The 12,323-nt window shown below is 64.5% G+C and carries 14 protein-coding genes and 1 pseudogene; 6 read left to right on the top strand and 9 right to left on the bottom strand.

The window, feature by feature from the left end:
* The 4 genes and pseudogenes from RF646_RS12970 to RF646_RS12955 all read right to left on the bottom strand — a co-directional run.
* Positions 1 to 122, bottom strand: a pseudogene (locus RF646_RS12970) (impB/mucB/samB family protein); the annotation flags it as partial.
* Positions 119 to 562: a translesion error-prone DNA polymerase V autoproteolytic subunit gene (locus RF646_RS12965; protein WP_367404056.1), complete on the bottom strand. Its 444-nt coding sequence runs from the start codon at positions 560 to 562 to the stop codon at positions 119 to 121. The pseudogene RF646_RS12970 and the gene RF646_RS12965, both read right to left, overlap by 4 nt.
* A 103-nt stretch (positions 563 to 665) precedes the next feature.
* The gene (locus RF646_RS12960; protein ID WP_367404886.1) at positions 666 to 998 is read right to left on the bottom strand and encodes a hypothetical protein; all 333 of its coding nucleotides are present in this window, start codon (positions 996 to 998) and stop codon (positions 666 to 668) included.
* Complete coding sequence (locus tag RF646_RS12955) at positions 995 to 1,966, bottom strand: CPBP family intramembrane glutamic endopeptidase (RefSeq protein ID WP_368836196.1); 972 nt, start codon at positions 1,964 to 1,966, stop codon at positions 995 to 997. Before RF646_RS12955 ends, RF646_RS12960 begins: the two co-directional genes overlap by 4 nt.
* A gap of 119 nt (positions 1,967 to 2,085) precedes the next feature.
* On the opposite strand from RF646_RS12955, the gene RF646_RS12950 reads away from it, so the two are divergent.
* Both RF646_RS12950 and RF646_RS12945 read left to right on the top strand, forming a co-directional pair.
* The gene (locus RF646_RS12950) at positions 2,086 to 2,898 is read left to right on the top strand and encodes a hypothetical protein (protein ID WP_368836195.1); all 813 of its coding nucleotides are present in this window, start codon (positions 2,086 to 2,088) and stop codon (positions 2,896 to 2,898) included.
* The gene (locus RF646_RS12945) at positions 2,895 to 3,281 is read left to right on the top strand and encodes a hypothetical protein (RefSeq protein ID WP_145012421.1); all 387 of its coding nucleotides are present in this window, start codon (positions 2,895 to 2,897) and stop codon (positions 3,279 to 3,281) included. Before RF646_RS12950 ends, RF646_RS12945 begins: the two co-directional genes overlap by 4 nt.
* Before the next feature lie 179 nt (positions 3,282 to 3,460).
* Here RF646_RS12945 and RF646_RS12940 read toward each other — a convergent pair whose 3' ends face one another.
* Positions 3,461 to 3,814, bottom strand: coding sequence for a helix-turn-helix domain-containing protein (locus RF646_RS12940; protein WP_368836194.1), 354 nt, complete (start codon positions 3,812 to 3,814; stop codon positions 3,461 to 3,463).
* Positions 3,811 to 4,203 (bottom strand): hypothetical protein, encoded by a 393-nt coding sequence (locus RF646_RS12935; protein WP_145008119.1) that lies wholly within the window; start codon positions 4,201 to 4,203, stop codon positions 3,811 to 3,813. Before RF646_RS12935 ends, RF646_RS12940 begins: the two co-directional genes overlap by 4 nt.
* A gap of 203 nt (positions 4,204 to 4,406) precedes the next feature.
* On the opposite strand from RF646_RS12935, the gene RF646_RS12930 reads away from it, so the two are divergent.
* From RF646_RS12930 to RF646_RS12920, 3 genes are all read left to right on the top strand, one after another.
* Positions 4,407 to 4,748, top strand: a complete 342-nt coding sequence (locus RF646_RS12930) for a hypothetical protein (protein WP_144832617.1) — start codon at positions 4,407 to 4,409, stop codon at positions 4,746 to 4,748.
* 2 nt (positions 4,749 to 4,750) lie between these two features.
* Entirely contained in the window at positions 4,751 to 5,110 is a 360-nt protein-coding gene (locus RF646_RS12925) for a hypothetical protein (RefSeq protein ID WP_367405507.1), read from the top strand.
* 469 nt (positions 5,111 to 5,579) lie between these two features.
* Positions 5,580 to 5,912 carry an Lsr2 family protein gene (locus RF646_RS12920; RefSeq protein ID WP_367405506.1) on the top strand — a complete coding sequence of 111 codons (333 nt, stop codon included), beginning with the start codon at positions 5,580 to 5,582 and terminating at the stop codon, positions 5,910 to 5,912.
* Positions 5,913 to 6,238: 326 nt separating this feature from the next.
* Here the strand turns inward: RF646_RS12920 and RF646_RS12915 are convergent, their stop codons facing one another.
* The 3 genes from RF646_RS12915 to RF646_RS12905 form a co-directional block, all read right to left on the bottom strand.
* Positions 6,239 to 8,017, bottom strand: coding sequence for a hypothetical protein (locus tag RF646_RS12915; protein ID WP_368836193.1), 1,779 nt, complete (start codon positions 8,015 to 8,017; stop codon positions 6,239 to 6,241).
* 155 nt (positions 8,018 to 8,172) lie between these two features.
* Positions 8,173 to 8,493: a hypothetical protein gene (locus tag RF646_RS12910; RefSeq protein WP_101888555.1), complete on the bottom strand. Its 321-nt coding sequence runs from the start codon at positions 8,491 to 8,493 to the stop codon at positions 8,173 to 8,175.
* A 170-nt stretch (positions 8,494 to 8,663) separates the two neighbouring features.
* Positions 8,664 to 9,008, bottom strand: a complete 345-nt coding sequence (locus RF646_RS12905) for a hypothetical protein (protein WP_145008088.1) — start codon at positions 9,006 to 9,008, stop codon at positions 8,664 to 8,666.
* A 219-nt stretch (positions 9,009 to 9,227) separates the two neighbouring features.
* Here RF646_RS12905 and RF646_RS12900 point away from each other — a divergent pair, with 219 nt between their 5' ends.
* Positions 9,228 to 12,065, top strand: a complete 2,838-nt coding sequence (locus tag RF646_RS12900; protein ID WP_368836192.1) for a DNA methyltransferase — start codon at positions 9,228 to 9,230, stop codon at positions 12,063 to 12,065.
* Positions 12,066 to 12,323 lie beyond the last annotated feature (258 nt).

Here is a 12,323-nt window from a genome sequence, read left to right as displayed (position 1 = left end):
GAGCGGGCGACCACACACCCGTCGTTGTTGCTCAGCACCACAGTGGGCTTGCCGAGCAGGGACGGGTCGAAGAGACGTTCGCAGGACACGTAGCAGTTGTTCACGTCCACCAGGGCGATCACGCCGAGCGCCCCGCGGGACGCAGGTGCCGGATGGAGTGCACGACCACACCCCAGACCACCAGCTCAGACAGACCGCCGACCACCACATCGGGGTAGGCCGGGTTCTCAGGGTGCAGCACCACCTGTTGGTGGTGGATCTGCAGGGTCTTGATGGTGAAGTCCCCGTCCACCACCGCGATCACCACGTCACCGTCGCGCGGGGTCAGGGAGCGGTCCACCAGCACCTCGTCCCCGTCGTAGATCCCCACCCCCTCCATGGAGTCCCCCGTGACGCGAAGGATGAACGTGGAGCTCACGTCCCGGATCAGCACATCGTTGAGGTCGATGCGCCCGTCATCGAAAGAATCCTGGGCGGGGGAGGGGAACCCCGCGGGCACGCGCAGCAGCACGGCCTGGACCAGGACGGGACGCGCAGCCTGCAAGGGCAGAGGGAGGATCATGCCCACAGGGTAGAACACACATTCGACACGCATAAGACGGCGAGTAGAACACCAGTTCCAATCCCTCCGGCGCCGCTCCGCCCCCCGGCGAGCGCCGGGGGGGCTAGGTGGTGATGGGGGTGTGCAGGGCCAGGGCCAGGGGTGGGATGGGTGCGGGGGAGGTCTTGGTGCCGCCGGTGCCGCAGATTAGTACGGGGCCGGTGAGTAGGCCGGTGAGGCGTCCGGCGCCGAGGGCGTCTGCGAGCTCGGTGGCGCTGAGGTTGGTGTCTCCGGGGGTGGGTCGGGTCCAGAATTCGGTGCCGGCCCCGTGGCGGGCCAGGTGTAGGCCGTGGTGCCAGGGGTGTCCTGCTGGTGCGGGGGCCAGGCGTGTGAGGGTGAGGTCACCGGCGGGGTTGATGGTGGCGACCGTGGGGTGGGATGGTGCGGGGGTGGTCATGTTGTGGCCTTCCTGGTGAGGGTGGGGTTGAAGCTGGCGGCGATGGGTGGGCAGTGGGTGAGGTGGGTGTTGCGGTGCCCGGGGGTGGAGGTGGCTTTCAGTCCCCGGAGGGTGCGGATCGCATGGGGGATGAGCGCGATCATGAGGACGAGCCCGGCCACGCTGGTCCAGGTGTAGACGCTCTCCCAGGCGTCGGTGCTGGTGCCCGGGGCGTGGGAGATGGCGGCGATGAGGTTGTTGAGCACGTGGGCTGCTACTGCGCCGAGGGCGCTGCCGGTGACCTGCCAGATCACCACGAGCAGTAGGGCCCACACGATGACCCCGGCGGCGACGGGGGCCCCGTAGTAGAGGTGGAAAGCGGTGCGGGCGGCGACGGCGATGGTGGTCGCCAGCCACAGCGGGCAGCGGCCTGCGACCAGCAGCAGGATCAGGCCCGGCACCAGCACGATCTCCTCGGATGGCCCGGCGGTGAGCATGGTGACCAGCAGGCTGGGCAGCGCCTCGTCGGTGGTGGCCTGGGAGCGGTAGAGGTGGGTGTGCTCGGGGAACCATGCCAGGGCGCGATCGGTCATCACCGATTTGATGAGGTTCGCGCCGCAGGCCATGAGGCAGGCTGCGGGGATCCAGAACCACTCCCGGCGGTCCCGGCGGGGCAGGATGCCGGCGTTGGTGAGTGAGAACCCCCAGGTTTTCAGCATGGCGCAGGTCAGTACCACGTTCACCACGGCAACAAAGGCGGTGCCGACGGCCACCTCGAGGTTGATGGTCCAGGGCAGCTGCCCGTCAGGTAGTGGGTGAAGCATCAGTTTCACAGCCTGGCGGGTGGGTCCCAGGAACCCGAGCGCCCAGAGGGCTGCGGCCATGCCCCACATGGTGAGGGGGTGGTTTGCGATGGTCTGGGCGATGTGGCCCAGAGAGCTCAGGGCTCTGTCCGCGGTGGATGTGGAGGGGCGGGGAGTGGTGGCCATGGGTTGCTCCTGGACGGTCTACGAGGTTGGACAAGTACAACATGGCAAACCAATAAAGACAACTATCTAACTAAAGTGTATTGTATGGATACATCACCACACGGAGACGGGAGCACACCATGACCACTACACCGACCTACTACTCCCCCGGGGCCGCCGCGGCCCTGCTCGGGGTCACCCGTGCGAACTTCAACATCTGGGTGGCCAAGGGCCAGCAAGACCCCGACGCCGTGCTCGTACCAGCGAGCGCGGATCGCAAACCGCAGCCGGTGTGGACGGCGGAGACCGTGAAGAACTGGGGCAAGACTGAGGTGGGGGAGCCGCAGAGCTACTACCCGCCTCAGGCGGCGGCGCAGTACCTGGGGATCCCGTACCCGACGTTCAACGTCTACCGGCGCTCTCGGGGGGAGATCCCGGCGGATGCGTGGGTGAGACGGTCCCCGGAGGGGGAGCCGTCGCCGGTGTGGAAGCCGGCGACGTTGAAGGCGTGGCTGTCGTCGATGCGTGAGCAGGTGGCTGCCCCCCACACTCCTCGTCCGGTTGGGCTCTACGGTCTGGGGGATGCGGCGGGGTTGATGAACCTGACCGCCGCCGGGTTCGAGCGGCTGCTGGCTGAGCACCCCCTGGCCCCGGATGCGGTGCTGATCACCCCCAGCACGGAGAGGGCCTGGACCGCGGCCAGCCTCAATGGGTGGGCGGAGGCCACGGAAACCCCGATCAAGCGCCGCAAGCCGACCCCGGTGCAGCTCTACCCCCACACCGAGGCCGCGAAGCTGCTGGGCATGGCCCCGGGGGACTTCGACAAGGCCCTGCGCGCCCACCCGTTGGCACCGGAGGCGCTGATGGCCTCCCCCGCAGCTCAGGCCTGGGGTGAGGACACCCTGCGCACCTGGGCCGCGCAGGTGGGCGAGGCGAAGGAGGGGGTCAAGTGAGCCCGGATGAGTTCCGTCTGAAAACCGGTCTGCTCGGCTTCACTGCCCGCGACCTGGACTCGATCTTCACCGAGCTCGACGGGCGCGCCCGGGAGGTGCTCAACGGCCACGGCCAGGTGCCCGAGCATGTGGGGGAAGTCGTGAGCGCGTGGTGGGAGGAGACCACCACCGCGGTGGCCAACACGGTGGCCGAGGCCACCGCCGCCTGGGAGACCGAGCAGGCACCGGCCCAGCTGACCCGCTACGCGCAGCACGCCCTGCTGCCCAAGGAGATCGGCGCCCACGCCTCCTCCATCCAGGCCTGGGACTATCACCTCGGGCTGATCCTGCGCGCCCTAGACGCTGCCGGTGTCCCGCACCAGATCACCACGATCGGCCAGTGATCCCGATGGGTCAGCTGGAAGCCGAGTTGCACGTGGTGGCGCGCGAGGCGCGGGCCGTGCGCGAGCAGATGCAGCAGGAGCACGCGGTGACCGCGGCGGCAGCCTATGACCACATCGTGCGCACCTGCGAACGGTTCATCACCACAGCCCCCGCGTTCCCGACCCCGACGGGGCAGGACTCAGACCGTGGTGGTGTCCTCGAGGCGGTAGGGGATCCCGCGCAGCTCCAGAACCACGGCCAGGGCCGCGACCTGGGCCACCTCGTCCTCACCGGCCACCCTCAACACCACCGGGCGGGTCCGCGAGCGCAGGAGCACGGTCAGCCGTTCGCGTAGCTGCTGCTGGAAGGTGCGGTGGGCGGCGTCCAGGCGGGCCGCGGCGGCGGGGGAGGGGTGCCCGGTGCCGGCCAGCCAGGCGTGGGCGCGGCGCTCGCTGACCCCGGCCACACCGGCGAGGTCCTTGATGCTCAAGCCCAGTTGGGAACGCAGCACCGCCAAGGCCACCGGCGTGTAGTCGGAGCCGGGTGCGCTCACGCCCAGCTCCGGGTGGTGAAGGTGTAGGGCACCCCGGCGGCGTCCAACTCCAGGGTGATCAGCGCGAGGTATGCGTCCCAGGTCTCCACACTGGTGGCCTTCACACCGTGCTCAGCCCGGGCGAGGAAGCCCTTGGCGGGGTAGCGGGTCAGGGTCACCGGTTCTCCGGTGGCCTCGTGCTCGGCCAGATGTAGGTCCAGCGCCGTGTCCGCGTCGGCATCAACCTCCTGGGCCCAGGAGGTGACCTTCTCGGCCAGCCAGTCGGGCACCTCGTACTTGCCGGTGCGGATCCGGCGGAACCTGCGGGCGTCCATGCCCACGGTCTCGGCCACGTCCTGGGGACGGAAGCCCAAGCGGGCGGTGGTCGCGGCCAGGGTGGCGTAGTCCATGATGGGGCCTCTCGGTCTGCTGTAACTGGGGGGTCTCAGGTGCGCTTTATTCATCCCTAGGTTACTAGGTTCTCTATCCCTGGGAGCTTCATGAAACGTGATGCTGTGACCTCTTGACGGGCATCATGTTTCATGATGCCATGAGGGGGTCAGTCACCGCTGAGCGTGGCTGTTTTTCCCCCACATGTCAGGACGTGAAGGCGATGGATGAGACCGTGTTTGCCGTGGAGTTGGAGGCCACCTGCGCCTCGCAGGTGTCGGAGGAGGCGGTGGCGGTGATGCGCACCGAGCTCGGCGGGCTGGATCCCCAGATCCACCCCACCAGCGAGGGCTTCCGTGTCGGCCTGCGCATCGCCGATGCCCCCAACGGCTTCTTCACCGGGGTGGAGGCGGCCACCACCAGCGCGGTCGCCCGCCTCACCGTGGCCACCGGTGTCGCGGAGCTCGAAGGTGTGCACTACACCGGGCTGCACGTCACCACCGGTCCCGCACATACCACCGCCTCCAGGCCCGCCGCCGGCGTGGACCAGAGCGAGGCGGCGTAGCTGTGGGGCTCGCGCTGCCGGGCCAGGTGCGTGAGGCGATCGCCGCCGGCCACGCCGTGCTCATCACCACCAGCACCGGGCAGTCCCTGCTGCCGGCCAACCTCGTGGCCGACACCTGGCAGAGACGCTTCACCCACGACCCCACCGCGGTCATCACCGCCACCGGGGCCTTCGGGGACTTCTTCACCCCTGCCCGGAAGCTGCCCACCGTCACCGAACAGACACGGGCCCAGCTGCGCGAGCGCGGCTGCACCGTGCACACCGCGGACGGGGCCGCGCTGGAGGTGCCCCCGGAGGTCACCCACTCACCCCGGGTCGCGGAATCCACCGCGATCGCAGGCCGAGAGGGCTGGTCCTTGTGACCGGCGCCGCCGTAGAGCTGCGCCGGTCGGTGTGGGCATGGCCTCCACCGGGGTGCGCAACGAGGCGGCCAGCGACCGACCGGTGGGCTGCCGACGGCGAAGCCAGGAACGGCCACGGGCACACGCCGCTGAACCCACCGCAAAACTAGCCACATTGCCATACCCGTCCCAGGGACCTGCACGGTACTGATTAAAAGTTCCTGCCGATCAGCAGCCCTGATCATGACGGCAAAGCACCAAGGGTTTCCCCCCTCCCCCTAAAAACGCCCCACGCCCCCACGTGGGGCGTTTTGCTATTCCCACTCTCCCAGGGGTTTAGCGCCACCCCTTGAGGTATGGCAAACACCCGTGGCCTTGATGCCACTATCAGCCGCACCCAGTATCGGGCAGAACACGGGTCTGAAACAGATCTTTGGTTATAATATGTGAAATCACGTGCAACCCGTATGCGCAAAAGCTAAGGAGAATCATGGCCCAAACAGTTCAGATCATCATGACCGACGACATTGACGGCAGTGAAGCCACCGAAACCGTCACGTTCGCCATTGACGGCCACGGCTACGAAATCGACCTCAACGAGGACAACGCCACCGCACTGCGAGAGATGCTGGCGCCGTACCGCAAGGCCGGACGCAAAGCCCCCCGCGCCAGTGGCCGGCGCAGGACCGGCACCACTCAGCAGCACAATTCTGAGACGCCCAAGATTCGCGCCTGGGCCCGGGAAAACGGCTACGAGGTCGCGCCCCGCGGGCGCATCCACCAGCACATTATCGACGCTTACCATCAGGCCACCGACAAATAACCCATGTCCAGCCCGCCACTGGGCCATGGGGGGCACTGATTAAATCAGGTCTTTACGATTGGCACAGCTAGCACCATGGACGGCGCCAGCCCTCTCAAAGAAGGCAGACACCGTCCGCTGACGGTGGGCGCGGAATATGTATGTGTCGTGATTGAAGTGACATACCGGCTGGGGGAGTTGGGGTACCCGAGTCTTTCATGGTGTTAAAAGAACTGCAGGCGGTCGGAGACTTTTGACATGCTCATGTGGGTAGGGATCCGAAGCTTTGACCAGCCACCTTCAACACGGTTGGTATCATTTTCCTAGCGATGGAGGATCTATGACCACTATCTGGTACCTGGGTTGTAGGTAAGCGGCTCTGGAATGTCGTGCAGTCCCCATGGGGTGGGGACTGCAGTTCCTTCTTGTAGGTGGCCGGATCGATAAGCGACGAAGTGGCCGCCATTGATGGGGGTAACCCGTGCAGTGTTGTCGGTCTTGACTCTAGAGCCATCGGTATCAACTGGTTCCAAATGGGCTGCTGGGTGGTAAGTAATAACAGGACCCGGAACTAGGAATTCACGTTCCCAGAGCTGAATAGAGAACGTCTCGTGGTGGGCTAGTGCAGCGAACCCCTCACCCCGTAAAATACCTTCATTTAGGGCGAGTTTATCTGGATCCAAAGTCACGGAGATGCTATGTAACTGCGGAATGGCGACGACGTGTCCCTCCAGGAGGAGACGCAGGAATCTGACCACGGTGCGTTCGTACTCAGATATTGTTGTCGGTGGTATGAATTTCTGTCGGGTGTGGTGCTGAATAATTGCCAAGTCCTCAAGATAAAGCCGGTACTCTGCGCGTTCGTGAACAGTATCGTCGGTGTCTACTTCGCCTACCGGCCCATACATAGTAATGGCTTCTAATGTCTGGCCCATAATTACGGTAGGCAAGTCCAAAGACGCTTTAGCGCAGGCGGCGAATTTTGCCCGTAGAGCGAGAGCCTCCAGGGATTCCTGTGGGAGGCTATTGTTCAGATCCAGATGGAATTTTAAACTTAGCTTCCGTTCAGACATGCCGGGCAGTGCCTGTGTGGGCACCAAGAACTCTAGGCTGCAAAACCGTGATGCTTCGAGTGTGATAGCCAAACCAAGAAAGCCTTGGCTGACTGCAGTCACCGTCAGCAGCTCGGAATCAAAGGTATGATCTGGCATTTCTAAGCGGAGTTCTACCCGTTGACCTACGAGCGGATGGGGGTCTGCGGCAGCCTTCGTGATCCGGTACTCGTACTCCTGGTTAGGATCATGAGAATCCACCAAAAACTGGGGTCCCCGGCGGTAAAAAGAGTCACCGGGGCGGGTTTGAACATGTACCTCGCCAGTCATGCCGTACCCAAGGACCCGTTCCCACTCCTTGCGGGTATTGGAAGACATGTCATCAGCCGACACCCGCAAACAAAATTCGATAGGCCGGGGATTGTTGTGCTTTGGCACTACGGTAAGAGAGGACTCGCCTGTAGAATCTACAACCACTCGCGGAGCCCAGTCAGGGTCGAGACTATCGCTGGCGTTATTCAAGTCGCCCATGCGCCTGGTGTATTCCTCCATACTATTTATGATGGTGTTGGGAGGAAAACTTCCCCCGGCGCGCTCAAGGGCAAGGGTGGTGGCGTCGCGGAGGGCGTATGCTTCGACGTCTTCGTATTTGGTAATGAGGTCGTCCAGTTCGGCCTGCCCCACCCATTCAATCGTGGGAATGGGGCCGTCCGAAACACGCTGCGGCAGATTCCTGACGAACTCGAGTTCGTTTGAGGTTAAGTTGCGTGGCACTACCAGTACCCAAACCTCTGGTCGCGGATCCAGCTGCATGGCTTTATCGAAAGAACGTCGAATTTGCTGACGTCGGGTGTGTTTGTATCCTCCGGAAAAACCTTCAGGAAAATACTTCTGTTGGTATAGCCATTGTTTGCCTCCGTCCACCACAAGCATGTCAATACCCTGGTCACCGCCGCGAGCATCGGGGACGATCACACTATCTGTGATCGAGGAGGCGTCTGTGTGACGCCGCCGAATCAGTGATGCAGTAACACGGTCAAATCGCTCCTGTCCGAGGGCGTTCCAATCGAGCATTGATACTCATTTCTGGTAGCTCCGAAGGCCTCATTATTTACCAAACTACGACCCCCACTCCCACGTGTTCTTATCTGGGGGTTATTCTGTTGTTTCTGGGCAGTTTAACTTGTGCCCCGCCCGCCGGGGCCCGGGTGGGGCCCGGCGGGCGGGGTTCAGTTGAAGCGCGGGGCGTGGCTGAGGGATTCCAGGCGGGTGTCGAGGTCGGCGGGGTGGACGCCGTAGAAGTGCTCGTGCATCATCTCAGCTCCGTTCTCGCTGGTGTAGGTCACTTGCACGTCCAGCAGGTCGTCTTCCTCGGTGATGGCCAGGGTCATGTCCCGCGGAGTGCCTTGTGCGCCCATGCCGAGGTTGGGGCGCAGGCGGATGGTCGCCTCCAGGTGACGCAGGCCCTCGGCGGTGGTGGTCTCGTGGATCTGACGGGCGTCCAGGGCGAGGCGGGTGCTGCCGGTGATCTGCTCGGCGATGGGGTCCATGGTGGTCTCCTTGGTTCGGGCGGTGGGGCCTCAGCCCCGCTTACATAACAAACAATACACTACGTATTGTCATGCTCAACGGTGTGGGTACACCGGGTGTCCATCTTGTGCATGTCAGAAAAGCGGACATAGGGACACATTGGGCTGTGTTTATTGGTCTGCGCTTGGTGTCATCGAATGGCCAGCGCCTGCGGGGTCACGGTAGAAGGATCGGTCTCCGGGCCGGCGGGTACGGTACCGAAAACCACCCAGGGAACATGCCTCGTTGGGGGACAGTCGGGGCTGTAGTCCAGCACTAGTCGGTTGTTCGCCAGGTACTGCAACCACTCGTGCAGCAGGCGCTTGGCCACCGCCGGCACCTCCCTCACCTTCTGCAGCTGAGCCATGGTCCGCAGGTGGTGCATTACTGCCGTGTCCGCGAACCGGATGGCCACTTTCCACGGGACAACCTCGCGGTACGTGACGAGCGGGCCCACCAGCTCGGCGCGCCGCAGTGCCTTCTGCGCCGCGCTCACAGACACTTTGTAGTGCTCCCCGACCTCCCGCAGCGTCCACCCATGCTCTGTGTTCAGCTTCCGGATCACGTCGGGGTCGGGCAACAAACGGGGCCGGGGCATCACCCGCTCACTTTCCTTAAGGGGGGCGGCACCATTATGTGCCACCGCAAACAGTCCACCTCGAGGGCTCCGCGCGGCGTCCCACCCGTAGAAGCCTTGCCCCGTAGTCTCATGCGTATGTCACAAGATCAGCTCGGTCGCGCCGAGATCATTGCCAACCTCCAGGACTTCGCCACCGGTTGGGCTGAACGCATCGCCACGTGGCGCGCCGAGGGCGAGACCGCGACCGAGAGGCGGTATGCGCAGCAGTTCTGGTCCGGGCTGCTGCGGTGCTTCGGGATCATCCCCGAACGCATCAACCTGTTCGAGCAAGACGCCACCCGCGCCTCCACAGGCCGGCGAGGATGGATCGACTTCTTCATGGCCGGGGTGGCCATCGGCGAGGCCAAAAGCCTCGGCGTGGACCTTGATGACGCCGTGGAGCAGATCAACGACTACCTGCGCGGCGGGATCGCCCAAACCGAGTGGCCCAAGTACGCGATCGCCACCAACTTCGAGCAGCTCCGCGTGCTGCGCCTGGACGGCACCGAACCCGAAGTGCGCTTCACCCTGGAGCAGCTGCCCCAGCACTACGACACCCTGAAGTTCCTCATCGGCCTAGAGACCGTCACCCACCGGGAGCAAGAAGAAGCCTCCATCGTCGCCGCGCGCCTGATGGCCGGGCTCTACACCTCCGTGCTCGGCGAGGACGCCGACGAAACCGTGGGCGAACAAGCCCCGCGCACCCGCGAGGAAGAAGACGAGCGCGCCGAACGCACCTCGATCCTGATGACCCGGCTGCTGTTCATGCTCTACGGCGACGACGCCGGCCTGTGGCGCCGCGACCTGTTCTACCAATGGGTGCTCGAACACACCGACGCCGACACCCTCTCCACGCAGCTAGAAGCCCTCTTCCGCCACCTGAACACACCCCCAGCCCGGCGTTCCCCACGCACCCCTGAGCTGATGGCCCAGTTCCCCTACGTCAACGGTGGGATCTTCGCTGACCGGATCGAGGTGGACTGGTTCACCCCTGAGACCCGCGAGGCCCTGCTGGCCGCGTGCCGGTTCCAGTGGTCACGGATCTCCGTGTCGGTGTTCGGGGCGATGTTTCAGCTCGTGAAGTCCAAGGAGGCCCGCCGGGCCGCGGGGGAGCACTACACCTCCGAGGCGAACATCCTCAAAACCATCGGCCCACTGTTCCTGGACGACTACCGGGCCCGAGCCGACCGACTGATCCGCAACAAGTCCACCACCACCCGTGATTTCGACGGCTTCCTGGAGGAGATGGCAGCGAACATCTACGTGGACCCCGCCTGCGGTGGCGGCAACTTCCTCAACGTCGCCTACGCCCGGCTGCGCGAGATCGAAACCGATGTGCTCGCCGAGAAGCGCCGGCGCTCCAAGGACTACTCGGCCACCCAGGGCATGACCATGAGCCTGGACGCGACCCTGGACCAGAAGCTGACCATCGACCGGTTCTACGGCATCGAGATCAACTGGTGGCCGGCCAAGATCGCCGAGACCGCCATGTTCCTCGTGGACCACCAAGCCAACCTGCGCCTGGCCGCGGCCATCGGCCAAGCCCCCGAGCGGCTGCCGATCACCATCACCGCCCACATCACCCACGGCAACGCGCTGCGCCTGGACTGGGAAGAGATCCTGCCCGAACCGGCAGGGCAAACCTTCATCTTCGGCAATCCCCCGTTCCTGGGCGACAACACCCGCAACGCGGCGCAGCTGGCGGACATGCGCCACGCCTGGGGCAACATCGACCAGCTCTCCCGCCTGGACTTCGTCACCAGCTGGCACGCCAAAGCCCTCCAGCTCTACCGAGACCGCCGCGGCGCTTTCGCGTTCGTGACCACCAACTCCATCACCCAGGGAGACCAGGTGCCCCGGCTGTTCGGGCTGATCTTTAAGGAAGGCTGGCGCGTGGCCTTCGCCCACCGCACCTTCGCTTGGGACTCCCAAGCCCCCGGGCAGGCGGCAGTGCACTGCGTGATCGTGGGCTTCGACCGAGACCGGGCGACGCGGGCCCGGTTGTTCGACTACGAGACCCCGCGCGCGGAACCGCGCGAGGTACCTGTCACTCAGGGAATCAACGCGTATCTGGTGGACGGGCCGAACCTGCTGGTGGAGAAGCGCTCCAAGATGCTTTCCCCCGTGCTGGACAAGACATGGCGTGGTTCTATGCCCAGCGATGGCGGGAACCTGATCGTGGAGCCGGCGGACTACGCCGAGTTCATGGCCGATCCGGTGGCAGCCAAGTACGTCCACCCCTACGTGGGGGCCAGCGAGCTACTGCACGACAAGGACCGTTGGTGCCTGTGGCTGGAGGGCATGAACCCGGAGGATCTACGGCGCTCTGCGTTGCTGAAAGCGCGTGTGGAAGCCGTGCGTGCATTCCGGGAGAAGTCCAGTGCTGCCTCAACCCGGGAGTACCCGCACCACCACCTGTTCCGGCAGCTGGCCAAACGGGACGAGCCCTACGTGTGCATTCCCCGGCACGTCTCCGAGACCCGCCGGTACTTCACGGTCAAGCGGTTCGGTCCCGAGGTCATCGCCGGGGATGCGAACTTCACGATCGCCGACCCTGACGGGCTTCAGTTCGCGGCCCTGTCATCCTCCATGTTCCTGGCCTGGCAGAAAGCCATCGGCGGGCGCATCAAGTCCGATCTGCGGTTCGGGTCCACGCTGACCTGGTACACGTTCCCCTTTCCTGACGTGGACGACACCACCCGGGCCAAGATCACCGCCGCCGGACAGAAAGTGCTCGACGCCCGCGCACTGCACCCTGACCGCTCGCTGGCCGCCCACTACGCGCCCCTGGCCATGGACCCCGCCCTGGTACGCGCCCACGACGCCCTGGACCGCGAGGTAGACAAGGCCTTCGGAGCTCCCCGGAAGCTCACCACCGAGGAGCAACGTCAAGAAGTGCTGTTCAAGGCCTATGCCGGGATGGTGCGCCAGTAGAATCATGGTGATTTGGCGGGATAGAGCCCGTGGAAGCTGCTACTGGGGCTCTATGGCAGGATCTACCAGAGTGCTGTGGATTGCAGGAGATCGTATATTAACGACTCCGGAAGTGGAGCATGGATAAATTCTGGGAATATCTCTTGAACCGGGTACTAGCTAAGAGCCTGTTCCTGAACCTGGTGGGCGCTGGGCTCGAGGCCGAGCTGGCGGGGTGGGCAGGTGGTAGAAAGGCGGAACTCCCGGTAGAGAAGTGAT

Source organism: Kocuria sp. CPCC 205261 (assembly GCF_040981025.1).
GTDB classification, from domain to species: Bacteria; Actinomycetota; Actinomycetes; order Actinomycetales; family Micrococcaceae; genus Kocuria; species Kocuria marina.
This window is presented reverse-complemented; position numbering and strand designations above follow the sequence as displayed.

What these genes read in the sequence shown, in the direction of transcription:
- RF646_RS12915 (WP_368836193.1), bottom strand. Translation starts at nt 8,017, where the DNA reads ATGCTCGATTGGAACGCCCTCGGACAGGAGCGATTTGACCGTGTTACT.
- RF646_RS12910 (WP_101888555.1), bottom strand. Translation starts at nt 8,493, where the DNA reads ATGGACCCCATCGCCGAGCAGATCACCGGCAGCACCCGCCTCGCCCTG.
- RF646_RS12960 (WP_367404886.1), bottom strand. Translation starts at nt 998, where the DNA reads ATGACCACCCCCGCACCATCCCACCCCACGGTCGCCACCATCAACCCC.
- RF646_RS12900 (WP_368836192.1), top strand. Translation starts at nt 9,228, where the DNA reads ATGTCACAAGATCAGCTCGGTCGCGCCGAGATCATTGCCAACCTCCAG.
- RF646_RS12955 (WP_368836196.1), bottom strand. Translation starts at nt 1,966, where the DNA reads ATGGCCACCACTCCCCGCCCCTCCACATCCACCGCGGACAGAGCCCTG.
- RF646_RS12920 (WP_367405506.1), top strand. Translation starts at nt 5,580, where the DNA reads ATGGCCCAAACAGTTCAGATCATCATGACCGACGACATTGACGGCAGT.
- RF646_RS12935 (WP_145008119.1), bottom strand. Translation starts at nt 4,203, where the DNA reads ATGGACTACGCCACCCTGGCCGCGACCACCGCCCGCTTGGGCTTCCGT.
- RF646_RS12950 (WP_368836195.1), top strand. Translation starts at nt 2,086, where the DNA reads ATGACCACTACACCGACCTACTACTCCCCCGGGGCCGCCGCGGCCCTG.
- RF646_RS12965 (WP_367404056.1), bottom strand. Translation starts at nt 562, where the DNA reads ATGATCCTCCCTCTGCCCTTGCAGGCTGCGCGTCCCGTCCTGGTCCAG.
- RF646_RS12930 (WP_144832617.1), top strand. Translation starts at nt 4,407, where the DNA reads ATGGATGAGACCGTGTTTGCCGTGGAGTTGGAGGCCACCTGCGCCTCG.